This is a genomic window from Parafrankia elaeagni (assembly GCF_000374165.1).
Lineage (GTDB): Bacteria > Actinomycetota > Actinomycetes > Frankiales > Frankiaceae > Parafrankia > Parafrankia elaeagni.
On record NZ_KB893731.1, the window covers coordinates 14,144 to 39,492 of the forward strand.

Annotated in this window: 20 protein-coding genes; 12 read left to right on the plus strand and 8 right to left on the minus strand. The window is 72.3% G+C overall.

Features of this window, described 5'->3' with window-relative positions:
- Positions 1-52: 52 nt before the first annotated feature.
- Positions 53-832, minus strand: coding sequence for a sporulation protein (locus B207_RS0118510; RefSeq protein ID WP_018638072.1), 780 nt, complete (start codon positions 830-832; stop codon positions 53-55).
- 297 nt (positions 833-1,129) lie between these two features.
- Between B207_RS0118510 and fdhD the strand changes: the two genes are divergently transcribed.
- The 8 genes from fdhD (at position 1,130) to B207_RS0118550 (ending at position 13,589) form a co-directional block, all read left to right on the plus strand.
- Positions 1,130-1,990: a formate dehydrogenase accessory sulfurtransferase FdhD gene (gene fdhD / locus B207_RS0118515; RefSeq protein ID WP_026311199.1), complete on the plus strand. Its 861-nt coding sequence runs from the start codon at positions 1,130-1,132 to the stop codon at positions 1,988-1,990.
- A 131-nt stretch (positions 1,991-2,121) separates the two neighbouring features.
- A complete protein-coding gene (locus tag B207_RS0118520; protein WP_018638074.1) occupies positions 2,122-2,697 on the plus strand; it encodes an Ntn hydrolase family protein in 576 nt (191 codons plus the stop codon).
- Between the two features lie 136 nt (positions 2,698-2,833).
- Positions 2,834-3,841 carry a hypothetical protein gene (locus tag B207_RS0118525; RefSeq protein ID WP_018638075.1) on the plus strand — a complete coding sequence of 336 codons (1,008 nt, stop codon included), beginning with the start codon at positions 2,834-2,836 and terminating at the stop codon, positions 3,839-3,841.
- A gap of 8 nt (positions 3,842-3,849) precedes the next feature.
- The gene (locus B207_RS34500) at positions 3,850-4,578 is read left to right on the plus strand and encodes a hypothetical protein (RefSeq protein ID WP_154675454.1); all 729 of its coding nucleotides are present in this window, start codon (positions 3,850-3,852) and stop codon (positions 4,576-4,578) included.
- Positions 4,575-5,474 carry an inositol monophosphatase family protein gene (locus B207_RS0118535; RefSeq protein ID WP_018638077.1) on the plus strand — a complete coding sequence of 300 codons (900 nt, stop codon included), beginning with the start codon at positions 4,575-4,577 and terminating at the stop codon, positions 5,472-5,474. The genes B207_RS34500 and B207_RS0118535 overlap by 4 nt, the downstream gene beginning before the upstream one ends.
- The gene (locus B207_RS0118540; RefSeq protein WP_018638078.1) at positions 5,474-11,473 is read left to right on the plus strand and encodes a TIR domain-containing protein; all 6,000 of its coding nucleotides are present in this window, start codon (positions 5,474-5,476) and stop codon (positions 11,471-11,473) included. Before B207_RS0118535 ends, B207_RS0118540 begins: the two co-directional genes overlap by 1 nt.
- 107 nt (positions 11,474-11,580) lie before the next feature.
- On the plus strand, positions 11,581-12,756 hold the full coding sequence (locus B207_RS0118545) for an ArsB/NhaD family transporter (RefSeq protein ID WP_154675455.1): 1,176 nt from the start codon (positions 11,581-11,583) through the stop codon (positions 12,754-12,756).
- A gap of 95 nt (positions 12,757-12,851) precedes the next feature.
- The gene (locus B207_RS0118550) at positions 12,852-13,589 is read left to right on the plus strand and encodes a hypothetical protein (protein ID WP_154675456.1); all 738 of its coding nucleotides are present in this window, start codon (positions 12,852-12,854) and stop codon (positions 13,587-13,589) included.
- A gap of 42 nt (positions 13,590-13,631) precedes the next feature.
- On the opposite strand, the gene B207_RS0118555 is transcribed toward B207_RS0118550, so the two are convergent.
- Complete coding sequence (locus B207_RS0118555) at positions 13,632-14,618, minus strand: aldo/keto reductase (protein ID WP_018638081.1); 987 nt, start codon at positions 14,616-14,618, stop codon at positions 13,632-13,634.
- Between the two features lie 212 nt (positions 14,619-14,830).
- Between B207_RS0118555 and B207_RS0118560 the strand changes: the two genes are divergently transcribed.
- The 3 genes from B207_RS0118560 (at position 14,831) to B207_RS34505 (ending at position 18,365) form a co-directional block, all read left to right on the plus strand.
- A complete protein-coding gene (locus B207_RS0118560) occupies positions 14,831-16,561 on the plus strand; it encodes a TerD family protein (protein WP_018638082.1) in 1,731 nt (576 codons plus the stop codon).
- Positions 16,562-16,648: 87 nt separating this feature from the next.
- Positions 16,649-17,326 carry an AIM24 family protein gene (locus tag B207_RS0118565; protein ID WP_018638083.1) on the plus strand — a complete coding sequence of 226 codons (678 nt, stop codon included), beginning with the start codon at positions 16,649-16,651 and terminating at the stop codon, positions 17,324-17,326.
- A gap of 28 nt (positions 17,327-17,354) precedes the next feature.
- On the plus strand, positions 17,355-18,365 hold the full coding sequence (locus B207_RS34505) for an AIM24 family protein (protein ID WP_026311201.1): 1,011 nt from the start codon (positions 17,355-17,357) through the stop codon (positions 18,363-18,365).
- 34 nt (positions 18,366-18,399) lie between these two features.
- Here the strand turns inward: B207_RS34505 and B207_RS0118575 are convergent, their stop codons facing one another.
- The 4 genes from B207_RS0118575 to B207_RS0118590 all read right to left on the minus strand — a co-directional run bounded on the left by B207_RS0118575 (position 18,400) and on the right by B207_RS0118590 (position 23,340).
- Positions 18,400-19,293, minus strand: a complete 894-nt coding sequence (locus B207_RS0118575) for a DMT family transporter (protein WP_018638085.1) — start codon at positions 19,291-19,293, stop codon at positions 18,400-18,402.
- Positions 19,294-19,323: 30 nt separating this feature from the next.
- Positions 19,324-20,889: a wax ester/triacylglycerol synthase domain-containing protein gene (locus B207_RS0118580; RefSeq protein ID WP_195905317.1), complete on the minus strand. Its 1,566-nt coding sequence runs from the start codon at positions 20,887-20,889 to the stop codon at positions 19,324-19,326.
- Positions 20,890-21,049: 160 nt separating this feature from the next.
- Positions 21,050-21,658: a TetR/AcrR family transcriptional regulator gene (locus B207_RS0118585; protein ID WP_230205097.1), complete on the minus strand. Its 609-nt coding sequence runs from the start codon at positions 21,656-21,658 to the stop codon at positions 21,050-21,052.
- 122 nt (positions 21,659-21,780) lie between these two features.
- Complete coding sequence (locus tag B207_RS0118590; RefSeq protein WP_018638089.1) at positions 21,781-23,340, minus strand: MFS transporter; 1,560 nt, start codon at positions 23,338-23,340, stop codon at positions 21,781-21,783.
- Positions 23,341-23,490: 150 nt separating this feature from the next.
- Between B207_RS0118590 and B207_RS0118595 the strand changes: the two genes are divergently transcribed.
- Entirely contained in the window at positions 23,491-24,375 is an 885-nt protein-coding gene (locus tag B207_RS0118595; RefSeq protein ID WP_018638090.1) for a hypothetical protein, read from the plus strand.
- Between the two features lie 47 nt (positions 24,376-24,422).
- Here B207_RS0118595 and B207_RS34510 read toward each other — a convergent pair whose 3' ends face one another.
- Both B207_RS34510 and B207_RS0118605 read right to left on the minus strand, forming a co-directional pair.
- Positions 24,423-24,704 (minus strand): hypothetical protein, encoded by a 282-nt coding sequence (locus tag B207_RS34510; RefSeq protein ID WP_230205098.1) that lies wholly within the window; start codon positions 24,702-24,704, stop codon positions 24,423-24,425.
- Positions 24,695-25,201 (minus strand): nuclear transport factor 2 family protein, encoded by a 507-nt coding sequence (locus tag B207_RS0118605; RefSeq protein WP_018638092.1) that lies wholly within the window; start codon positions 25,199-25,201, stop codon positions 24,695-24,697. Before B207_RS0118605 ends, B207_RS34510 begins: the two co-directional genes overlap by 10 nt.
- Positions 25,202-25,349 lie beyond the last annotated feature (148 nt).

The window sequence follows — 25,349 nt, forward strand, 5'->3', positions numbered from 1 at the left end:
CCCGGAAGCCGGGCTCGGTACCGGCCCGGCGCCGAACAACGCCGAACTGGTGTCAGAACCAGCCGCGGCGGGCGCCGAGGGCCTGGAGCTGCTGGTGCAGCGCGCCGGCCAGGGCGTGGCGGTCGGTGTCGTGGTGGCCCACCCGGAACCGGCTGAGCTGGTCGCCGCCGGAGTGGAGCAGCCCACCGCGGCGGTCCGCCTCCAGAACGATGTCCATGCCGGAACCGTCCACCAGGAAGGTGACCTCCAGCTCCTTGATCCGGCGGGCGTACTCACCGGAGGGCGCCAGCTCGATCTCCTGGTAGAAGGGCAGGTCCGAGCCGTGCAGCCGGCCCTTCTCCACGTCCGCCGACCGGAACTGGAAACCCAGGTCGCCGAGCGCGGCGAGGACCGCCTCCTGGGCGGGCAGCGGGTGCACGTTCACCGGGTCGAGATCGCCCGGGTCAAGCGCACCGGGGATCGACAGCGTCGTGCGCACACCGATCTTCATGCCGTGCAGGTGCCAGCCGCCGACGTCGGTGATCGGCGTCTGCCACGGCACCGCCAGCTCGAAGCGGCCGGACTGCTGCTCACCGGCGCGGATCACGAAGCCGCCGCCGATCTGCTGGGACCCGAAGGTCACCTGCTCGTACCAGGTGGAGTCCTCCGTCTCGACCTCGACCGTCGCCTCCAGCGCGACCAGGATCTTCTCGATCTCCTGGTCGACCTTCCCACCGGTGATCGTGGTCTGGCCGGTCACCACCGCGCCCGGCAGGGTCTCCGGGCGGTCCAGCACCGTCTCCACCTCGGCGGCGCCCACTCCGAGCCGTGACATGAAGCGCTTCATCCCCATGGCGTTTTCGTCCCCTCGTCGTCGAGTCCGTGGCTTTCACATAGCTCTAGCAGGTGGAGGCTGTCCAGGGCCGATGCGTCAGCGACCAGACACCGCATCTCTGTGTCCCCGTGTCCCCGCGCTGCCGGGGGCGCGGCCGCCGGTCGGCTGGTCCACCGGTGGGGTGATCCGCTGACCAGGCCCCGCTGGGTGCTTTCCTGTCATTCGTCCTGATACGCCCGGGTAGTCGGCGCGGAACGACCGCGTCGAAGGCTCGACATGATGGATTTCGCGACCCACCTGGGGGACGGTGACCCTATGGGGCGAGCAAGCACGCGACGTCGGGTCATGCGGGTGACTCTGGGCGCGGAGCCGGTCCTGCGGCCGGACACGGTGGTCGGGGAGGAACCGCTTGAGATCCGCGTCGGCGGCCAGCCCCTGGCCGTCACGATGCGCACCCCGGGCGACGACATGGATCTCGCGGTCGGCTTCCTGCTCGGCGAGGGCCTGATCGCCACCGGCGCGGACATCGCGGGCATGCGCTACTGCGCCGGCCCCGAGGGCTCCGTCGACGAGGAGGGCCGGCTCACCTACAACGTGCTCGACGTGACGCTCGCCGCCGGCGTGCCCGAGCCCGAGGTCGACCTGCGTCGCAACTTCTACACCACCAGCTCGTGCGGCGTGTGCGGGCGTGCCAGCATCGACGCCGTGCGGCTGCGCGGGCGCCACGACATCCGCGACGACCCGCTGCGGATCACCGCCGAGGTGCTCGCCGACCTGCCCGGGCGGCTGCGTCGCGCGCAGCGCCTGTTCGCCGCCACCGGTGGCCTGCACGCGGCGGCGCTCGCCGACCCCGACGGCGGCGTCCTGGCTGTCCGTGAGGACGTCGGCCGGCACAACGCGGTCGACAAGGTCGTCGGGTGGGCCGCGCGGGCGGGGATGGTGCCGCTGCGCGGCCACGTGCTGCTGGTCAGCGGGCGCGCGTCCTTCGAACTGGTGCAGAAGGCGCTGCTCGCCGGGATCCCGGTGCTCGCCGCGGTGTCGGCGCCGTCCGCGCTCGCGGTCGACCTCGCCGAGGAGAGCGGGATGACCCTCGCCGGTTTTGTCCGGGGCTCGTCGATGAACCTCTACACCGGCTTCCACCGGGTGATCCTGCCCGGCGTCGCCGCCGCCCGGTGATCGCCAGATGATCATCGGGATGGCTGCGTCCCGGCCCCGAAAACCGTCATCGGACGGGTTCCGTGCGCCCGGCGGAGGGTGCGGCGGCGGGCGCCGTCCGGGCCTGCGAACCACCCGATAACATCTGAACCGTGACCTGCATCGTCGGTGTGGAGCACGACGGCCGGGTCGTGATCGGGGGAGACAGCGCTGGCGTCGCCGGCTGGTCGATCACGGTCCGTGCGGATACGAAGGTGTTTCGCAACGGCGAGTTCATCATGGGCTTCACGGACTCGTTCCGCATGGGCCAGCTGCTGCGGTACAGCCTCGTCCCGCCCGTCCCGCACACCTGGGATCTCGACCGTTTCATGGCCACCGAGTTCGTCTCGGTCGTCCGAGACTGCCTGCGCGACGGCGGCTTCGCCCGCAACGACGCCGGCAACGAGACGGGTGGGCAGTTCCTGGTCGGCATCCGGGGGCAGTTGTACCGGATCGACTCCGACTACCAGATCGGTCGCACCGTCGACAACTACGACGCGGCTGGCTGCGGCGAGGAGTACGCCCGCGGCTCTCTGCACAGCACGGTCGGCGAGGAGCCCGAGGAGCGGGTCCGCAAGGCCCTGGAAGCCGCGGCCCACCACTCGACCGGCGTCTGCCCGCCCTTCCACATCCTCTCCGGCGACGCCGGGCACGACGTCGGAGACCTCGAGGACCGCACCACCTTCTGACCCGGCGCCAGCCGTGGCTGTGTCGCGTCCACCATCTCGAGGAAAGCAACTGTTTCCATAATCGTGCCTGGAATACCTGGTCAAACCCGTCTTTGGACGGTATGAGTGCGAGGAATGTCCCTCTACGATTCGTCGCATGGGACGCCTCGGGGGCTGGCTCGGCCGCTACGCGGAGAGTCTTATCTCGCTCGCCGTGGCCTTCGTGGTGGCCATCCTCAGTCTGGTCGACGTACTCGACGTCGATGCCGTGAACAGCTCGATCCTGCTGGTACTGGCGCTGCTGGCGGCCGCGGTTCTACGCGACCGCGCGCACGGCGAGACCGTGGAAAGAGCTCTCGCCGCCTCCCGGCGGCACCTGGACGAGGTTCTGACCCCACTGACCCCGCAGGTCGCCCGGCTGAATGGTGTGGGGCACACCCTCGAGCTCGCCCGGGTCGCCCTGGACGAGACGCTGAAGATCCGGGTCATCTCCGGAACGGAGGTCACCGACGCTCTCGCCGAGGCCCGCGCGGACACCCGGGAATGGATGTTCAAGGGAGGCACCGGAACGTACATGAGGGCGGTGACCCTGCCCAGCTGTGTGGAGGCGGCGCGGCGAGGGCGCCGGGAACTCAAGATGTCCGTCGAGATCATCGACCCCACCGACCGCCTGGTCTGTGAACGTTACGCACGGTTTCGTCGGGACATGTCACCCGGGCCGGACGGCACCGGCCAGGAATGGACGTTCCGGCGCACCCGAAACGAGGCCTACGCGATGATTCTGGCTGCTGCCTGGTACGAGCAGCGGTTCAACCTCCTCGACATCGACGTGCGGCTGTCTCCGGTCATGACGACGTTTCGCTGGGACCTCTCCTCGCACTGCCTGATCATCACCCAGGACGACCCGGGTGCCGCGAGCACCCTGATCCGCCGGGGCGGGCGCCAGTACGACAGCTGGCGGATCGAGCTCCGCAAAAGCCTCGACCAGGCCCGGCGCGTGCCGATGGAGCTCGCCGACCAGGCGCCGCTGAGCGAGGAGCCCCGGATCGGCGAGGCGCGGGCCCTGCTCGACTGCCTGGCCGTCCCACTGCCGGCGGGTCTTCCGGACGCCGAGGTAGAGGACATCATCGACCGCGCGATTCGTGCCCGCAACCCGTATGCGTGAGGACCACGATGAATGCCACGGCGACCGCCCCCATCCTTTCGGTCGCGGACATCCGCGCATCCGTCGCCACCGCCGTCGAAAAATACATCCTCGACCGGGACGACGCGTCGGGGAACCCTCGCCCGCTCGCGTTCCGGCATCCTCTCGGTTTCGCGTGCCTACCCGTCCTGCGCGGCGCGGTCGGACTGTGCGTCCATATGTGGACCACCGCCTCGGTTCGCGACGATCTGACCACATCGCCGTTCCACTGTCATAGCTGGGACCTGCACAGTCTTGTCCTGGAAGGCTCCGTCCTAAATCAGTGCCTTGATGTGCTTGATATAAAGGCAAGCGAGGCTTACCGGGTTTTCGAGGTGCGGAGTCATCCCGAGTTCGACGAGATCCACGCCAGCCGGGATCTCGTGGTGGTCCGCATGGGAGAGACGCGGCTCAACAACGCGCGGGACATCTATCATCTGGCTGCAGGGGTCTTCCACCGCACAGTGGTTCCGGGAGGTGAGGCGTGCACAATGGTCATCGGTCTGAGTCGGCCCGGCGGCACCGACCGCTCACTGGGCCCACCGAGTACCGGCTCGCATTGTCGGCGTCGCCGCTACTGCGATCCTGAAGAAACCGAACAGCTGGCGCATCGGGCGGCGGAGCATCTCCGCGCCGCGACGGCCGAGGGCCTGGTCGAGCGGCTGTTAGCCGCCGTCACCTGCGAATACGTCACCATGACCGTCGAGGGAGAGACGTGAGCGCCATCAGCCGGCCGCCCGGGTACCGGTGGGATGCCGACCTCGACCTCGACCATGCCCGTGCCGTCGCCGTGGAGGCCGCCGAGACGGCGGGGGCCATGCTGCGCGGTCGTGCCCTGGGTGAGCTCGGTGTGGCGGCGAAGGGCTCGGCCGGCGACCTGGCAACCGTGCTTGACACGGCGGCCGAGGAGATCATCCGGGAGCGGATCAGGGTGAGCTTCCCGGACCACCGGATCCGCGGGGAGGAGGGCGGGGCCTCCGGCCCGGCGAGCCGCTGGGAGTGGTTGATAGACCCGCTCGACGGCACCAACAACATCGCGATCGGGATGCCGAACTACGTGGTGGGCGTCGCGCTGTGCTCGGACCGGCAGCCCACGGTCGGCGTCGTGCACGACCCGGTCGCGGGGCGCACCTGGTCGGCGCTGCGGGGCGGGGGGATGCACGGCCCCCGCGGCGGGCACGCGGCCAGGGCCCGCGCGAAGGGGCGCGACCACAGCCTCACGATCGCCTGGACCCAGGGCTACCAGGTCGGCCGGCACAACATCGCGGCCCGGGCCCTCAAGTACGTGCTCGACGCGGCGGCGCTGCGCATCCTGCCCCTCTGGGCGCCGCTCGCCTCCTGGTCGATGCTCGCGCGGGACGACATCGACGGCTTCATCGGCTACTGCGCCGAGGAGGTCGACCTGCCGGCCGGCTATCTGCTCGCCGTCGAGGCCGGCGTGACCGTCCTGACGCTCGACGGCGGCCATTTCGACGGCCGCATCGGGCAGGCCGCCCGCCGCCGCTCGTTCGTCGCGGCCCGGCCCGGGCACGTCGACACGTTGCTGAGCATCGTCAAGACCGCGGCCGCGCTCGAGCCGGAGCTCCCTGACATCCGTGTCCCGGGGCTGACCTGATGGCCGCCGACGCGGCCGACGCCGCAGGGCCGGTGGGGCCGGCGGGGCCGGTGGGCGAAGCGGTCCGGCCGCCGTCCTTCTTCATCAGCTACTCGCCGACGGACGTCCGCTGGGCGAGCTGGATCGCCTGGGAGCTGGAGGACGCCGGGTACCGCACGGTGCTGCAGGCCTGGGACTTCGTCCCGGGAACCAACTTCATGGAGTTCATGGACCGCGGGGTCACCGAGGCCCATGTCGTCATCGCGGTCATGTCCCACCACTACCTGAAGTCGCGCTGGGGCATGCTCGAATGGCAGACCGCGATGCGCGGGAACCCGAACGATCCGAAGAGCCGGCTCATCACCGTGCGCACGGACGACGCGCCCCTTGACGGCTTCCTGGCGGTCGTGACCTTCGTCGATCTCGCCGGTGTGCTGGATGCCGACGAGGCTCATCGTCGCCTCCTCGACGGGGTGGCCGAGTCGGTCGCCGGCCGGGCGAAGCCCGCGGCCAGACCCCCCTACCCGCTGGAGAAGGCGCCCGCGGCAGCCGCCGTCGGCGTGGCGGTCGATCGGGCTGAGCGCCGCCGTCCCCGCATCCCACCGGCCTTCCCTCCGACCCAGCCGACCCGCAGGCGTTCGGCTGGGTCGGTGACGGTGCTGCACCTGCCCGGCCCCCGCTTCGGGCGGGCCGACGCCTCCGACCTGCGGGACCGGATCTGGGGGCGGCTCGCCGCCATCGAGCGGGCGGGCGGGCCCGCCCCCGACCTGGTGGTGATCGCCGGCGATCTCACCGAGAGCGGGACCCGGCGCCAGTTCGACGCCGCGCTGGACTTCGTGAGCGACCTGCGCGCGATGCTGAGCCTGGAGACGCGGCGCATCCTGCTGGTGCCGGGCCGGCACGACGTCTCCCACGCGGCGTCCGAGGCGTACTTCGCCACCTGCCGGGCGGACGACAACGAACCGCGCCGCCCCTACTGGCCGAAATGGCGCCACTACAGCCGGATGGTCGCCGAGTTCTACCAGGAGGTGGACGGCGCCCTGTTCGACCCGGCGCAGCCGTGGCACCTGCTGCCCGTCCCGGATCTCGCCGTGGTGCTGGCCGGGATCAACACGACGATCGCGCAGAGCCACCGGGACGAGGATGACCACGGCCTGGTCGGCGCCGAACAGGCAGCCTCCCTGGAACGGCACCTCGCGCTCTTCGAGGACGACAACTGGCTGCGGATCGGGGTGGCGCACCACGCTCTGGCCGCGCCGTCGGTCTCCCGCACCGACACGATCCGCGACACCCAGCTGCTCCGGGAGAAACTGGGCCCCCGGCTCAACCTCCTGATCACCGGCCGCGGGGACACGGCTCCCGGTCTCGCTCCGGTCGTCGTGACGCCCCCGGCCCGGGAGGGCCTCCAGCTGCTGGAGATCCGTCAGGACGGCCTGCGTTCCTGGCGGGAGGGTGCCGACGGGAAGCAGTCCGAGGCCTGGCGGGCGCACCGGTGGGTGTCGGTGGGCGCGGCCTTCTCCGCGGCCCGGCCCGGGACGACCGGGCACGGCGACCCCGGCCCCGCCGAGCCGTCCGGAGCGAGCGCCGGCGGCGACGATCCGCGGACGGTGGCGGCTCCCGACCCGGCAGAGGAACTGCTGGAGCAGGTCGCCGAGGTCTGCCGGGTCAGCAACGAGCGCGCGCGCATCCGGCGCGTCGGCGGCGAGGCGCCGCACCTGGTCGTCACCCGCCCGGGTGACGGCGTGACGCCGGTGGTCCGCATCGGCGCGCATGTCGGTGAGCTCACCCATGCCGACCTCGAGCGTTTCGCCGACCGGGTGCGGGCCCTCGACCCGGACGGCGAGACCGAGCTGATCTGCTCCGTGCCGCCCTCCCCGGGGCTGCGCCTGGAGGCGAAGCGGTGGGGGATCCGGCTGCGCAGCTTCCTGGAGTTCCAGGGCCTGCTCGACCTGCGCGAGTTCGTCGCCCGCCAGAGCGCCGACATCGCCGCCGACCGGCGTTACCCGCCGTCGCTGTACGTCCCGCAACGGTTCCGGGAGATGGTCGGCGCGACCCGCACCGTCCGGGAGGGCCTGAGTGAGGAGCTGATGCGGCTGGTCGCCGAGGAGGAGGGCCGGTTCGTCCTGGTCCTCGGTGACTTCGGCCGGGGGAAGACCTTCGCGCTGCGGGAGGTGGCCCGCCGGATCCCGGCCGAGCTGCCCCACCTGACACCGATCTTCATCGAGCTGCGGGCCCTCGACAAGGCACATTCCATGGACGGCCTTGTCGCCGCGCACCTGGCCAACCACGGGCAGAGCCTCGCCGACCTGCAGGCCTTCCGCTACATGCTGCGCGAAGGCAGGATCGTGCTGCTCTTCGACGGGTTCGACGAACTGGCGAGCCGGGTGACCTACGAGCGGGCCACCGAGCACCTCGCGACGATCATCGAGGCCACCGAGGGCAACGCGAAGGTGATCGTCGCGAGCCGCACCCATCACTTCCGGACCGACGAGCAGGTGCTGACCGGGCTCGGCCACCGCGTCGGGCTCCTCCCGCGGCGCCGGGTGCTCACCATCGAGGACTTCGGCTCGTCCCAGATCCATGACTACCTGCGCAACCGCTACCGGGACGAGGCCACCGCCGACACCCGCCTGCGCCTCATCAACGGCATCCGGGACCTGATCGGGCTGTCCCGCAACCCCCGGATGCTCAGCTTCATCGCGGACCTGCCCGCCGAGCGGCTCACCCGGGTCGCCGGTGCCCACGACACGATCAGCGCTGCCAGCCTCTACCGGGAGATCCTCGACAGCTGGCTCGCCTTCGAGATCAACCGCACCCACGGCGTCGCGGGCAGCCCACCGGGGCTGGGACTGACCGACATGTGGACGGCCGTGACGACCCTGGCGCTGCGGCTGTGGACAACGGAGGAGCAGCTGCTGCGGCTGTCCGATCTGCGCGAGGTCGCGCAGACCCTGGCCGGCATGACGGAGGAACGCCCGTCCCCGGCCCAGACCGAGCACGCGCTCGGCGCCGGAAGCCTGCTGGTCCGCACCGAGGACGGGCTGTTCGGCTTCATCCACTCCTCGGTGGCGGAGTGGCTCGTCGCCAACGAGATCGCGACGGCTGTCTCGTCCCGCGGTGGCGCCCGGACGTCCACCGTCGCCGTGGCCACCGCGGCGGCCTCGGACCTGGCGGACGTCGCGGAGCCACTGGGGCACCGCCAGCTGTCCGCGCTCACGGTCGAGTTCCTCTGTGACCTGGCCGATCCGAAGGCGCTCCGGAGCTGGACCAGAAGTGTGCTCGACGACCCGGCGTCCGACGAGACCTCCCGGGCGAACGCAGTGAAGATCAACGTTCGGATGCGCACCCCGGTCCGCGGTGACCTGCGCGGCGCCTCGATGCGCGGCGAGGACCTCTCGCACCGTGAGCTGCGGGGTGTCGACCTCACCGGCGCCGACCTCGCCGAGACCCGTCTGATCGGTGCCGACCTGACCGGCGCGACGCTGCGCGGGGCCACCCTGGCGGGTGCCTGCCTCGACGGCGCGAAGCTGCGCGGCGCGGATCTGCGCGAGGCGGACCTGACCGGTGCCCGTCTGCTCGGTGCCGACCTGCGGGAGGTGCGGTTCGCCGGGAGCCGCTGGCCGCGGGCCCTGGTGATCAACGCCGGTGCCGCGCCCGAGCTCGTCGCCCGGGCACGGGCGTCCGGCGCCGCCGTCATGCCGGGCGGCAAGGTCGAGGTCGGGCTGGCGCCGCCCGCGGTCAGCGTCAACTTCGGCTTCGAGACCGGCCGGCTCCCCACGCCGGTCAGCTACAGCCCGGACGGTTCGATCATGGTGATCGCCGGTGAGGACGGCGGCGCACTCGTCTGCGACACCGACGGCCGGCCGCTGCGGACACTGCAGGGCCACACGGGTCGGGTGTACGCCGTGGCTCAGAACGACGACCACATCGTGACCGTGTCGATCGACCGGGTGATCCGGTTGTGGGACTCCCGGGCCGGCGAGCCGCTCGGCGACCTGCGCGGGCACCAGGACTGGATCTGGCCCGTCGCGCTCAGCCCGGACGGCGTGCTGCTCGTCAACGGCGACCGCGGGGGCAGCGTCCGGGTGTGGGACATGGCCGCGCGGGAGATCAGGCACACCCTGCCCGGCCACGGGGAACGGGTCTGGAGCGCCGCCTTCCACCCCACCGCCCGGCTGCTCGCGATCGGGGACGACACCGGAACCGTCCGGCTGTGGAACCCCTATGACGGCAGGCTGGTGAAGGTGCTCGGCGGGCACGCGGGCAGCGTGTTCCGGCTGGCCTTCGCCGCGGACGGCGCGGAGCTGGCGACCGCCGACGGCCAGGGGGACATCCGCCGGTGGGACAGCGCCACCGGCCGGCTCCGGCAGGTCCTGCGCGGCCACGAGAACGCCGTGTACACCCTGGACTACCGGTCGGACGGCGCCGAGCTCGCCAGCGGCGACACCCGCGGCGTGGTGCGGGTGTGGGACCTGCGCACCGGCGAGGGGCGGGTCGTCGTGCGGCACACCGGCGCCGTCTACCGGGTCGCCTACAGCCCCGACGACACGATCCTCAGCTCCGGCGACAGCGACGGGGTGGTGCAGCTGACGAGCACCGCGACCGACATCCGCCTGCACACGCTCGGCGGTCACCGGGGCTCGGTGTGGCCGCAGGTGTTCCGGGGCGACAGCCAGCGCCTGGTGACCGCGAGCAACGACGGGACCGCGCGGATCTGGGAGACCCGCACCGGGACCTGCCGTACGACGGTGACCGGGCACGGCCGCCGCAACACGATGGTCCGCTTCAGCTCGGACGGCCGGCTGGTGGCGGTGTGCGGCAACGACGGGCTGGTCCGGGTGTGGGACCCGCGGACCGGCCGGCGGCTCGGCCAGCTCGGCGGCATCTCCGACCGGGTCGTCTCCGCGCTGTTCAGCCCGGTCGACCACCGGATCACGGCGAGCAGCAGCGCCGGCTCCGCCCACGTGTGGAACCTGCAGCCCGTCGCCGAGGCTCTCGGCGGGCTGGACGAGAGCTCCACGGAGCCCGCCGGCGGCGCGGACCAGTCCGGCGGCCCCGGCCCCGGCCCCGGCGCCGACGACGTCGATGCGTCTGACGTCGATGCGTCTGACGTCGGGGTGTCCGAGATCGGGACGTCCGAGATCGGGGTGTACGAACGCGAGGTGCGGGTGGGCACCGAGCACGTCTGGGCCGAGGCCTACGACTCCGACGGGGACGTCCTCGCCACCGCCAACGACGACGACTCCGTCCAGCTCTGGTACCGCACGACGGGGCGGCATCTGCTCACCCTCGCCGACCACAACGGCCGGGTGCGGTCCCTGGCCTTCAGCCCGGACCGCCGGATCCTGGCCTCCGGCTGCGATGACCGGCTGGTGCGGCTGTGGCTGGTCGAGGCGAAGGTCCCCAGCCGGCCGGAGGACTGGAAGGCAGGCCCGCCCCTGATCCTCGAAGGGCACACCGACCGGGTCTACGCCGTCCGTTTCAGTCCCGACGGGTGCCACCTCGCCAGCGCGAGCAACGACGGGACAGCCCGGATCTGGGACGTCGCCTCCGGGACGTGCCTGCACGTCCTCGGGGACGGGACGGCGCGGCTGTGGGCCGCCGCGTTCAGCCCGGACGGCAGCTTCCTCGCCACCGCCGGGGACGACCTTCTCATCAGGCTGTGGGACCCGCGTTCCGGACGGCAGATCGCGGCCCTGGCCGGGCACACCCGCCGGATCTGGTCGATCGACGTCTCGCCGGACGGCCGGCTGTTGGTGAGCTGTGGCGATGACGGCACCGCCCGTCTGTGGGACGTCTCCCGGCAGTCCCGGCAGGCCGAGGCCACCCGGGCGCCGACCGTCACCCTGGTCGGGCTCGACTCCGGGTGGGCGGCCATCGCACCGGACGGGCGGTACAAGTTCGCCGGGGACGTCGCCGGCCAGGTCTGGCACGTGATCGGGATGTCCCGCTTCGAACTCGGTGAACTCGACGGGCACCTGGGTGACGTGCGTCGGCTGGCGCTCGGCGAGCTGTTCTGAGCGGCCAGTGCGTGGATATCGCAGCGCGGGCCGCCCAGCCGAGTGAACCCGGTGCCCCGTCGCGGCGATATCAGCCGCTGCCGCAGATTGCTGACTAGGGTCATGGTGTGGCGGTAGTGCAAGTATCCCTGCTGGCGATCGCCGTCATCGGTGTTTTCGTGCCCCGGTTGCCGAGCTGGTTGGTACCCGTCGCGGCGGCCGTCGTTCTTCTGCTTACCGGCGGTATTTCGCTCAGCGCGGGCTCGGAGGTGCTCGAACCACTCGTCGCGCCTCTGGCCTTCCTGCTGCTGGCCGTTCCCCTCGCGGTGATGCTCGACCGGGTCGGATTCTTCAGTGCCGCGGCGGCTCTCATCGACCGGGGGCGTGACCCGAGGCTCGGGCTGTGGGCGTTGGCCGCCTCCGTCACCACCTTTCTGAACCTCGACGCCTCCGTCGTTCTACTCACGCCGCTGTACATCCGATTTGCCCGCCGGCACGGCCTGGATGCCCGACTGCTGGCATTTCAACCGGTCCTGCTCGCCTGCCTGGCGTCGAGTGCGCTTCCCATCTCCAACCTCACGAATCTGATCGCGGCGGATGCCCTCGATATCGGATTCGAGGACTTTCTCCTCCGCCTCGGCCCGGCGTCACTCGCGGCGGTCGTCGTCGGCTGGTGCTGCTACCGGCGGCTGCCGGGCAGCGTCGACCGGCCCGTACCGGTACACGAGCCGGTGGACCGGCGAGCACTGCGCCTCGGCCTGCCGATCGTGGTCTTCGTGATCCTCGGGTTCACCGTCGGCGACGCGCTGGGCATCAAGGCCTGGATGATCGCCCTCGTCGCCGACGCCGTGCTGCTGGCGATGACACGGGATCTGCGCTGGGGGGACTTTCCCTGGGGAGCGGCCGGTCTCGCCGTCGGCCTCGGCCTGCTCGCCGCCGCGGCGGCACCGCACCTGGGAATCGACCGGGCCTTCGACGACAGCGGCTGGCTCGCACAGCTGCGCACCGCGCTGCTCGCCATGGCGGCGGCCGACACCATCAACAATCTGCCGGCGCTGCTCGTCAGCCTGCCCGGCCTCGAATCCGGTTCGGACCACATCTGGCCGTTGCTGTTCGGGGTGAACTTCGGCCCGATCTTCGTCCTGCACGGAGCGCTTGCCGGGCTGCTGTGGCGTGACACCGCGGCACGCCTGGGAGTGCAGGTAAGCGCCTGGGAATACACCCGGGTCGGCGTTCGGGTGGGTACCCCGGCTTTGCTGGCCGGCCTGGCGATCGTCCTGGCGACCGGAGCCCTCGTCGACTGACCGCCGCAGCCGCAGCCCGCACTGCTCATGACAGCCGCCCGCACCCCTCGTGACAGGAGTACCCGCCCATGCCGCGTTCCGCCGCGGACCGTGCTGTGAGCCCCGCGGTCCATGTCCTCGACGTCGTCCTGCTGCCCTCACCCGAGCTGTCCGCGACGACCGCGGGGCAGAGCCGCTCCCTCGCCGGACGCATGCGTCAGATCGGAAACCCGTCCCACTTCGCGCTGGGCAGCGACTTCCCGGCCGGCGACGCCGCGGTGTGCGCTCCCCATGTGTCGCTGTTCATGTTCGTGGCCACGGACGCCGACCTTCCCGCCGTGGTGGCCGCGCTGCACGACGTGGCCAGTGGCGTGCCGCCGCTGGACGCGGTCGGCGCCCGGTACGGGCACAACCCGCACGGGGCGCCGGAGCTGTACTTCGAGCGGTCGGCTGCCTGGTTCGACCTGCAGCGGCTGGTCGTCCCGGCCTTCGAGCCGATCCGGCGCGGCCGGCTACGCGAGGCCGACCCGGCGGGAACACCGCTGTCCGCGGTGCTCGCCGACGATGGTCCCCGCTGGGCCGCCCGGCGGCGGCAGCTGCTCGCCTACGGCTACGACGAGATCACCGACGAGGTCGACGACCTGTTCCACCCGCACATCACGCTGGCCTGGCCCGAGCGGGCCGAGCCCAGGGTGGAGCTCGGCCCGCTCGGCCGGGCGGACGGTGTGCGTGCCACCTTCGACCGCCTCGCCGTCTGCGGCATGAGCGCGTGGGGCACCTGCACGACCCTCGTCGGGGCCGCCACCACCGCGGGCCGGTGTGCCGCCGAGCACGGTGCCCGCCCCGGCACCTGACGGCGCGGCGGCGCCTGGCGGGGGCGGCGGCTCAGCGCCCGGTCAGGACCGGCCCACGCGTTCCGCCGCGAGCGCGGCCCAGGAGGACGGGCCGGTCAGCGGGGCGAAGCTGTCCGCCGCGGTGGTCAGCGCGTCGTACTCGGCGTCGGTGAGAGTGATGTCGGCGGCCGCGGCGTTGCTCTCCGCCTGCGCCACGCTCGACGCACCCGGGATCGCGACGACCTGTGGGTGGTGCACCGCCCAGGCGAGGGCGATCTGGGCGGGCGTCGCGTCATGCGCGGACCCGACCTCGCGCAGCACGTCGAGCAGCGGGGTGAGCCGGGCGAGGTTCTCGGTGAGGAACAGCGGGTTCGCGGCCCGCACCGCGCCGCGTGGGCGCGTCGTGACGTCGTAGCGCCCCGACAGCAGACCCTGTGCCAGCGGGCTGTAGGCGATGATCAGACGGCCCTCCCGCCGTGCGAACGGGATGAGGTCGCGGTCGGCCTGGCGGCGGATCAGGCTGTACTGGACCTGGTTGGACAGCACCCGGCCGCCGAGTGCCTCCTCGGCGGTGCGCCAGCGGTCCAGCGAATAGTTGCTCACCCCGACCTCGTCGACGAGGCCGACCCGGCGCAGCGAGGCCATCCCGCGCATCGTGGTGCCGTCCCGGACGAGCGGATTGGGCTGGTGGATCTGGTAGAGGTCGATGGTCCGCACGCCGAGCCGGTTCGCGCTGGCGACGGCGCGCTGCTCGACGACCGGTGCCACCGGCAGCACCGGGAAGATCTTGGTGGCGATGAACGCGGCCTCGACGGGCACCGGCGCGTCGGCGAGCGCCGCGCCGAGAATGCGTTCACTGCGGCCGAAAGCATACATCTCGGCGGTGTCGAACAAGGTGACACCGAGCTCGAGGGCACGGCGGACGATCAGCGCGGCCTCCGTGCCCGCGTAGGACGGCCCATAGCCCCATTCCCGTGAGCCGAACTGCCAGGTCCCCAGGCCGATCTTGGAGATCTTCTTGGTAGTGGAGACGGCTTCCACGTAGCGCATGGCATCCAGTCAACGCCACCGCCGCGCCGACGGCGAGGGGAGACGGGGCGGCGCGGATCGTGATGTCCGAGGTCCGACAGGTGCTCGGTAGGATCCACGTCCTGTCAGATGCGGGCCGGGCTGCTAGTTTTCCGGACATCCGGTCCGTGGGGTTCGGTGGGACTCCGGCGTGGGCCCGCTCCCGCGGCGACGCACCGACGGAGGGGAGAGCGGTGGCAACGCAGTTCAGTCGAGGGCAGAAGTCCCCCCTGTCGGCGATCACCGCTGGCACCGATCTGTACATCGGGATCCAGATCACGGCGCCGGGCGACTGGGACGTCTCCTGCTTCGGCCTGGATGGTGCGGGCCGGCTCTCCGACGACCGGTACTTCGTCTTCTTCAACCAGCCGCGGTCACCCGAGTCGTCCATCCAGCTGCTCGGCACGCAGGCCGGTGACACCCAGTCGTTCCGGTTGACTCTCGACAAGGTGCCCGACTCGGTGCACAAGCTGTCGTTCTGCGCCGCGCTCGACGGTGCGGGCAGCGCGGCGCAGATCGCCTCCGGGTACTTCCGGATCGTGGCCGGCGGTACCGAGGTGCTCCGTTACGCCTTCACCGGCGCCGACTTCTCGGACGAGCGCGCGGTCATGATCGGCGACGTCTACCGCAAGGGCGTCTGGCGGGTCGCGGCGGTCGGCCAGGGTTTCAGGGGCGGGCTGGCGGAGCTCATCCGCAGCTACGGCGGTGAGGTCGCGGACGAGCCGGAGCCGGAGCCCGCTCCCGCCCCGGCCGGGCCGCCCGGCTTCGGGCCGCCGCCCGGCGCGGCGCCAGCCGGCCCGCCGGCGTTCGGCGCTCCGGCCGCACCCACCCAGCAGTTCCCGCCCGCTCCCGCACCGGCGTTCAACCCGCCGCCGGCACCGCCCGCACCGCCACCCCCGCCGCCGGCGCAGGGACCGGGCCACGGGCAGCCGCAACCGGCCTACGGGCAGCCGCAGCCGGGCTATGGCCAGCCACAGCCCGGCTATGGTCAGCCACAGCCCGGATACGGCCAGCCGCAGCCGGCGTACGGGCAGGCCGGTGGGCCCGCCGGCTACCCTCAGGCCCCGCCGGCTCCGCCCGCGCCAGGAGGTTTCGGCGGCCAGGGCGGTCCCGGGGGCCAGGGCGGTCCCGGGGGCCACGGGGGCCACGGAGGTCCCACACCCGGCGGCTTCGGGGCCGGGCCGGGTGGGCAGCAGCACCCGCCGGCGGGCTTCGGCGGGCCGACGCAGATACTCCCGACCCAGGTTCTCCCCTCGCAGGCCCAGCCGATCCAGCCGGGTGCGATGAACAGCCTCAACCCGTACCGGGAGGTGGCGACGGCGGGCCGCTGGACCCAGCAGAACAGCAAGCTGGTGAAGGTCACCCTCGGGGCGGAGGCGCTCGCGCTGCGTGGAGCGATGGTCGCCTACCAGGGCAACGTGGACTTCGACTACAAGAGCGGCGGAATCCGCGGCCTGATCGAGGAAAAGCTCACCGGCCAGGGTCTGAAACTGATGACCTGCAAGGGCAACGGTGAGGTCTTCCTCGCCCGGGACGCGTCCGACCTGCACATCGTCGATCTCGGCGACAAGTCGCTGTGCATCAACGCGAAGAACCTGCTCGCGATGGACGCCACCGTGCGCTCCGAGGTGCGCCGGATCGAAAGCCCCGGAATCCCCGGCGGGGGTTTCTTCCACTTCGAGGTGTCCGGGCCCGGGTCGGTGGTGGTGATGACCAAGGGGACACCGATGACGCTCAACGTCGCCGGGCCGACGTTCGCGGACATGAACGCGCTGGTGGCGTGGACGTCCGGTATGCGGGTGAGCGTTTCCACGCAGGTCCGGGTCTCGCGCCAGATCTATGCGGGGGCGAGCGGTGAGTCGTTCGCGCTCCAGTTCATGGGATTCGCCGGTCACTTCGTCGTGGTGCAGCCCTATGAGGTCTGACGTGTCCCGCCCCGGCGGTTGGCGGGGCGCGCGGCGTCGCGGGGCACCCGCGGTAGATCGCGGCACCGGGCGAGAGGGGAGCAGGTCGTGCACGGCAGCCTGATGGACCACTACGGTCCCACGCCGATCATGGATCGGATGAGCAGGCACGGATCCAAGATCGCCAAGGTCGTCATGCAGCCCGGCCAGGACCTCTTCGCCCGGGTCGGCTCGATGATCGCCTACGAGGGGCTCATCGACTTCAACCCGCAGCCGCCGCAGCTCGGGCGGATCGCGTCGTCCTGGGCGACCGGCGAAGGCGTCCCGCTGATGACGGCCACCGGGCAGGGCCTGCTCTACCTGGCCGACTACGGCAAGGAGGTCATCGTCGCCCAGCTCGCCGGCGAGGGCCTCTCGATCAACGGCAAGAACGTCCTGGCCTTCGACGCGAGCCTGCAGTGGGGCATCGAGCGGGTCAAGGGCGTCAACATGCTCTCCGGGATGGGGATGTTCAACGTCGTCGTCCGCGGGCACGGCTGGGTCGCACTCACCGCCAAGGGGAACCCGATCATGCTCGACACCCGGGAGGCCGCGACCTTCGTCGACACCGACGCGCTCGTCGCCTACACCGACGGCCTGCGGGTGGAGCCGCGCCGCACCGCCCGCCTGGGCGGGCTGATCGGCCGCGGCTCGGGCGAGGCGTTCCAGCTCGGCTTCTCCGGCCAGGGTTTCGTCGTGGTACAGCCGAGCGAGGACGAGCGCCCGTCGTTCTCGGTGCGCGGATGACCGTCGGCGCGGGTGAGAGGATCGGATCATGACGCACGGCGGGATGTACGGCGGCAACCCCGGCGGAGCCGGCTACCCCGGCGGCCCGCCTGGTGGCCAGGGCTACCCCGGGGGACCAGGGATGCCTGGTGGGCCCGGAATGCCGGGCGGTCCGGGAATGCCCCCGGGACCGGGCGGCCCGGGCGGGGGGCTGCGGAGCAGCCTGCTCGACAACCCCGAGGTCACCAGCAACGAACGGTTCACCCTGCAGAACGGCAAGATGCTCAAGGCGACCCTCGGCGCGCAGGGGATGAACAAGTTCTACGCGCGCCGCGGAGCCATGGTCGCCTACCAGGGCGCGGCGACCTTCGACGCCCAGTGGGAGGGCTGGGGCTCGCGGTTCCGCGGCTTCTTCAGTGGCGGCGAGGGCCTGAACCTGATGAAGGTCGCCGGCTCCGGGGCGGTCTACCTCGCCAACCAGGCGCAGGACATCCACATTCTCGACCTGGCCGGCGACGGCCTGACCGTCGACGGCAAGAACGTCCTCGCCTTCGACTCCGCGCTGAACTGGGACCTCGTCCGGGTCGACAGCCAGGTCGGGATCGCCGGTGTCGGCGGCTACCAGGTCGAGCTGCGCGGGAACGGCCAGGTCGTCGTGTGCACCACCGGCGCTCCGCTGGTGATGCGGGTGACCACCCAGAACTACTACTTCGCGGACGCCGACGCGGTGGTCGGCTGGTCCTCCAGCCTGCAGGTCTCCATGCAGGCCGCGGTCACCTCCAGCGCGGCCTGGAAACCGCGGGGGAACACCGGCGAGAGCTGGCAGCTCCAGTTCAGCGGCGAGGGCTTCGTGATCGTCCAGCCGTGTGAGCTGCTCCCGCCCTACGACGCGCTGGCCGGCTCCGGTCTGGCCGGCCAGTTCGGCCTCGGTCAGGGCGGTTTCGCGGGCAACCAGCTCGGCGGGCACGGCGGCGGGCACGGCGGGCATGGCGGGGGTGGGTTCGGCGGAGGCGGCGCGGGCGGCTTCGGCGGTCTGTTCGGCAATTCCGGCCGCCACTGACCCTGACCGCTTCGGTCCGGTCCCGCTGCCGGCGTCAGGGCAGCTGGCCGGTCGGCCGGGGGAGCGCGGGGGCACGGGCGAGCAGCACCACCCCCACCGTGATCAGAGCTGCGCCGAACGTGACGCCGAGCAGCTGGCCGGCGGTGCCGGGTGCCGGCACCCCGTACAGCAGCACCGCCAGCACGTAGGAGACCACCGGATTGGTGATGTTCATCGCGGTGACCGCAGGTGCCAGTGGGCCGCACGCATAGGCGGCCTGCCCGAGCAGCAGACTGCACGTCGCCGCCGCGGCGACGGCGTAGCCGTCCCAGTGCGACATCGCACCGAGGAGCCCCTCGCGGAGAAGCTGCTCCGTCGCCTCCTTCATCAGGACCGCGCTGAGCGCGCAGAACAGCCCGGCCGCGAGGCCGAACAACGCGGCCCGGAACGCGGGCGGGCGGCCGCGGGAGAGTGCGATCAGCACCCCGGCCAGGGCCGCCACCGCCCCGATCGAGGCGACCAGCCGCGGCTCGTCCACGCCCGTCGCCGCCGGTAGCTTCCCGCGTGCGGACAGCAGGGCGGCCAGCCCCGCGCAGACGCCGGCCGCCCCCCACCAGGCACCGGCCGACATCCGCCGGCCGGTGCCGACCAGGCCCAGTGGGAGAGCGAACAGCAGCTGACAGACCATCAGCGGCTGGACCTCGGCCACCGACCCCAGATGCAGCGCAGCGGCCTGCACGCAGAAGCCGCTGATGTTCGCCACCCACCCCAGCACCCACACCGGCTCCCGGGCGAGCTCGGCCAGCAGCCCGGGACCCGGTACCGCGTGCGCGTTGTCCGTGCGGGTCGCGAAGCTGGTCCGCCCCGCCGCCCGTTGCTGCAGGGCGGCGGACGCGGCGATCAGGAAGGCGGCGAGCAGGGTGAGCGGGATGACGGCGGGCACGGTCACCCAACCAGCATGGCCACCGTAACGGCAGGATCACGAAATCGGAATTGTCACAGGGTGCTGGTGGCACCACGCTCCCGTGTCCGTAGCCCGGTCGTCGCCCCGGTGCGATGCGGTGCGGCCCGGTGCGGGTGCGGCCCGGTAGGGGGCGGACAGCGCGGCCAGCGCGTCGTTCAGACCGGCGGCGAAGGCCGCCGGGTCGACCAGGGCCGGGTCGACCAGGGCCGGGTCGACCGTGGCCGCGACGCAGTAGCGGTCGTTCCAGCCCAGCGCGCCCACGGAGATCGGCACCCGCGCGGCCAGCGGGACGATGGGGTGGACGTCCAGCAGAGGGCGGCCGAGCAGCTCCAGCGGCCGCGGTGCCCCGCGCATGTTCGACACGATCGCCGTGAAGAACCGTGCCTGGTAGACCGACCGGACGGCTGCCCGGTGCAGGGAGGGCGGCAGGACGCCCATCAGTCGTACGGCCGCCGTGCTCGCCAGCAGTCCGGCGGACGTCCGGCGGCCTCGCGCCGCCCGGCCCACCTGCTCGGCGCGCCGGGCGGCGGGCATCGGGCCCAGCGGCACGTCGAGACGCAGCGCCGCGGTCCTGTTGCCGGGCCCGCGCGGGACTCCCGGGCCCGCGGGCCCGGGCAGGCTCAGCGTCACGGGGACGGCCGCCCTCAGCACCTGGCCGGCCGGCTCCTCCCCGGTGGCTGCCACCGCCCTCGCCGCGGCCTGCCCGACCGCGGCGAGCAGCAGGTCGGTCATTCGGACGTCCAGCCGGTCGGCGCAGGCGCGCAGCCGCGGGAGGGACCAGGTCGAGGTGAGGTAGGCCCGGGACCGGCTCAGCGGGCCGCACAGCGACATCGGGGGCGCGGCAGCGTCCCGGCCGAGGCTCACCAGCCCCTGGACGACGGCCACCGGCCGCGTCAGACAGGCGTGCGCGGCCGGGGCCACGGCCCGGCGCGCGGCGCGGCACGCGGGCCGTGGCGTCGCCTCTCCTGCCGCCGTGGGAGGGATGGCGCCGGGTGCGTCGAGGAGGTTCCGCAGCAGGGCCACGACACCGAGCCCGTCCGCCACGGCATGGTGGACGATCACCACGACGGCCGTCCGATGCAGGTCCGGGCCGTGGACCAGCCAGATTCGCCACGGCGGGCGGTCCGGGTCGAGTGGGGTCGTGCCGAGGGTGGCGACGAGCTCGTCGAGGGCCGGCCGGCCGCCGCGGCCCGGCAGCGCCGTCTCCTGTACGTGCCAGGCCAGGTCGAGCTGCCCACCGGCCACCCACCGGTGATGCCGCGCCCGGCCGGCCGGGCGCAGCCGGCGGGTCAGCCGGGACATCGCCGGGAGCCGCTCCGCGAGGTGCCCGCGCAGCGCCTCCACGGTCGGCGGGGGTGCGGCCGAGGTGTCGAGGATCGCCACGCCGCCGACGTACTGCGGGTTGTCCGGCGTCTGCACGTGCAGGAAGAACTCGTCGGCGGCGGCGACCCGCCGGGCGCGAGCAGCGTACGGAGGCTCTCGCGGCTCTCGCGGCTCTCGTCTTCTGCCCGCCGCGCGCCGGGCAGCGGGGCCGAGGCATACGGGTGCCCGCACCCGCCGGCTGGGTGTGAAACGGTTCATGGATCGCCCCCTGCCTTCACCGTGCCCCGCAGCGGTACTGGTCATACCGGGCCAGGACGGGGCGCGCAGGCACTGCGCACCGGGCAGGGCGGCAGGGCGGCGGCGGCAGGGCGGCGGCGGCAGAGCGGCGGCGGCAGAGCGCCGGCCCGGCTGCCGCGAGTCAGGGGCGCAGCGCTGCCATCACCATGTCGGCGTAGCGGCGCCACTGCTCGGGGTCGCGGACCCCGAGTTCCGCCAGCACCCGGGAACAGCCGCCGATCAGGACGCGGACGTCCGTCGCGGTGACGTCGGGGCGCAGCGCGCCCTGGTCGCGGGCCGCCTCGACGAGACCCGCCAGCAGCTGGAGGGTCTGTGCCCTGACCATGGGCCTGTCCTGCTGGGGTAGTACCTGCGCCAGCAGCAGCTGGCTGCCGGCCAGCAATGCGAAGACGTCCCGGACGAAGCCGTGCAGCCCGGCGACCGGATCGGCGTGCTCGGTGGCGGTCCTGAGACGCGCGTCGACCCAGCTGAGCTGGTGTTCGGCGACGGCCTCGACCAGGGCGGCCTTCGTCGGGTAGCTGCGGTACACGGTGGCCTTGCCGACCCCCGCCCGGGCCGCCACCTCGGGAACCGTGGCAGCCAGGCCCTTCTCGGAGAAGACCTCGATCGCCGCGGCCATGATCTGTTCGTGGTTGCGGCGGGCGTCCGCGCGGCGTTCGGACCAGTCGGGTGACGGGCCGTGCGGCGCGGGCGGCATGCGCGTGCGCGCGGAGGACCACGAGACGGACATGGTGGCCAGTCTGCCCGACCGCCCCGCGGTGATGCTCTGACCAGGGATTACAAATCCCGCGGCCGTGGAGTCGGCCACCGAAAGTCCGTCCGTCCCGAGGGCGACACACCCTATCGACGGATTCACCCCTCCCCGGAAAGGGGAGCGGGCCGGCTCCGGCGTGGAATGAGAAGAGCGGCCAGCGCCGCGAGGACGAGGCCGCCGGCACCGAGCAGGAACGCGTCGGCGAAGGCGCCGTCCGTGGGCAGAGGATGCTCGGCGCTGGCGCTGCGGGTCAGCAGGGTGGCCGCCACCTGCGACCCGAGCGCGGAACCCACCGAGCGGACCAGCGCGTTCACACCGGTCGCCTGCCCGGTCATCTCCGCGGGTACCGCACCCATGATGATGTTGGGGACGGCCGCCATGCCGGTGCCGATGCCGGTGAAGACGACCAGACAGAGGCCGAGCACCATCCCCTCGCTGCCGTGCTGGGCGGAGAGCAGGACCAGGCCGGCGGCGGAGACGGCGAGGCCGCCCACGAGCGCGGCCCGCGAGCCGATCCGCGCGTTCACCCTCCCCGCGAGACTGCCGGTGACCAGCATCGCGAGGCAGGCCGGCAGCAGCAGGAGCCCGGAGCCGGTGGCGTCGAGGCCGAAGCCGTAGCCCGCGGATTCGGGGGTCTGGGCGATCTGCGGCACCAGCACGAACGCGCCGAACAGCCCGAAGCCCACCAGCAGCGTGGCGAAGTTCGTCGCCGCGACCGCGGGGATGGCGAGCGCACGCATGTCGACGAGGGGCTCGGCGACACGTCGCTCGTACACACCGAACAGCACCAGGACGACCAGCCCCGCACCCATCAGGCCGAGCGTGCGTGGGCTTCCCCAGCCCCAGGTGGTCGTCCTGGTCAGCGCGATCAGCGGGGCGGTGAGACCGATGGCGAGCAGCACCGCGCCGGGCACGTCGACCCGGCCCGGGGTGGTCGTGCCGGAGTCCGCGAGACGTAGCGCCCCGAGCGCCGCGCCACCCGACATGATCGCCCCGATCCAGAAGATCCACTGCCAGGACGCGTAGTCGATCAGGACGCCGCCCATGATCAGCCCGGCACCGGCGCCGATCCCCGCGATGGCCGCGATCAGGCCGACAGCCCCGGCCCGACGTTCCGCCGGGATGTTGTCCCGGATGAGCCCGAAGCACAACGGGAAGATGCCGCCGCCGGCTCCCTGCACCACCCGGGCGAGCACGAGCACCCAGACGTTCGGTGCCAGCGCCGCCAGCGCGCATCCCACGGCGAAACCCGTCAGGGAGACGACCAGCATCCGCCGCTTGCCGAACATGTCGCCGAGCCGCCCGATCACCGGCGTGAGGATGGCGGCCGAGACCAGGTAGCCGCTCACCACCCAGGAGACGTCCTCCCGGCTCGCGTGGAGCGCCTCGGTGAGGTGGGTCAGGCCCGGTACGACCGCTGTCTGGGCCAGCGAGAAGGCCAGGGCCGCCAGGATGAGGACCGTCAGGGCCCCGTTGCTCGTCGACGCCTGCCGGGCCTGCCGGGCCTGCCGTTTCTGCGGTGCCTGCGACCCGCCCGACCCGCCCGACCCGGCGGACCCGCCCGACCCGGCCTGCACTGCCGACTCGGCCTGCACTGCCGACTCGGTCCGCGTCGCCGGCCTGGCCAGCGTCGCCCGTGCTGTCTCGCGGTCCTTCATGCGTCACCCCGCGCTCGCCGTCGAAGCGGACTCACGAGTCCGTTTGTTGCGCGAGGTCGATCATAAGGACCGGGGAGTCCGCGGTCCACGTGACCCCCTCGGGCGCCTCGCCGACCGTGTTCTGTCGGACCCGGTCGGCATCATGCCGCCATGCCTTCCTCGGCCCATGAGACGCCGATCGAGCTGGTTCGGCTCGACCCGTCCCTGCCTGACTGGGTGCAGACGCTGCTCGGCGACGACACCCCGGCCTTCGACCAGGCGCGACTGTACGACCCGAACGTTCGCCCGCGGACCTACCAGGCCGATGCCATGGTGCTGCTCTGCGGGCCCGACGGCAGGCCGGTACGGGCTGTCGTGTTCGAGGTGCAGCGCGGCCGGGACCCGGAGAAACTCGCTTCCTGGAAGCTCTACGTCGGGCATCTTGAGCGGGAGTTCGCGATCAAGGCCTCGCTGGTGGTCTTCTTCCCCGATCCGGCTGTCGCGGCCTGGTATGGCAGGCAGATCGAGCAGGACACCGCCAGCGGCGCGCAGCTTCGGCCGCGTTTCGGTACGCCCTCCGACGTCCCTGCGATTGTCGACGAAGAGGTGGCGGCTGCCTGGCCGGCGCGCATGCTGCTCTCGGCGATGTGCCATCTCACCGATGCCGACGTGGACGTGATGTTCCCCGCGCTGCTGGCGGCGCTGGTCACGTTGGAACCGGACGCGAAGATCTTTTACCATAATGTGACGGTGGCCAGGCTGACCGAGGCGGCCCGGGCCCGGTGGGAGGAGTTCCTCATGACCACGGCGGTTGGAAAGCGCTACTACGACGACATGCTGAACGAGGTCGACGCTCGGGCTGAGGCACGTGGCGAGGCGCGTGGCGAGGCACGTGGTGAGGCGCGGTCGGTGCTACTGGTCCTGGAGAGCCGCGGCGTGTCGGTGCCTGCCGCGCTGCGGGAGCGGATCCTGGCCACTGCCGACGCTGGTCAGCTCGACCTGTGGCTTCGCCACGCGGCCACCGCGACCACTGTCGAGGATGTCGTCCAGGACTGATCGGGGTTGGTGCGGCCTGCGGGCAGGGTACGGCCGGAGTCGGTCAGTCAGTCTGCGGACGGAATCCAGGTGTCGTCGTCGTCGACGCGGTGGACGGCGATGTCGGCGATGTCGGCGATGTCGGTGGTGTGGTGCGGGAACATCACCCGCCCGAACCGGAGCCCGTTCGCGAGCTGCGCGAGCGGCGCCCCGCCCACGGTGGCGTCGTCGGTGTAGGCCCCGGGCAGGGCCGCCAGCGCGATGTTGTCGAACACGTGCGGATGCCTGGCGAGGAGGTCGCGGACCTCGGCGTAGGTCGCCGCGTCGACCGGCACGACTCTCACACCCACGGTGTCGTCCCGTCGGCGACGACGGCCGGGCCGCCGTGGCGCGGGTGCACGGTCCGCCGGGTCACCCGCCAGCCGGCGGGCGTCTCGGTGAGAAGGTCGAGGACGTCGGCGCTCGCGGCACTGCCGTCGCCGGCGATCGTCACCAGCCGGCTCCACGCGGCCAGGCCGCCGGGCACCCGCTTCACCTCGGTGTTCACGGTGTGGTGGGACGGGGATGGCGCCGCATCGCCGAGGGCGGGCGGGTCACCGAGCACGGGCGGGTCGGCGAACACCTGGGCCAGCAGCTCCGCGTCGCCGTTGTCGACCGCATGCCCGTGGAGCGCGAGAAGCTGCGCGACCGCCGCGCTCTGCTCGCCGGACGCGTCCGGCAGCGCGGCGAACGCGGCGTAGGTCAGGGGCAGGCGGTGCTGTTCCACCCGCACGTCGGCACTGTCGCGGACGCCGCCGGGCGGGTGCCCGCCGGGTCGCAGATGCCCCGCGATGTGATTTGTCGTCATCGTGTGAACGCTGGCCCTTCGAGACTGGGTCGCCGAGGCAACCGAGGACAGAGGTCGATAAAAACCTACACTTGTCTATCGGTTTGATGGAGTTTTGAATCTGACTCACCGTCGTCTGGGAGCGTTGGCGATGGCGATGGTTCGGGAA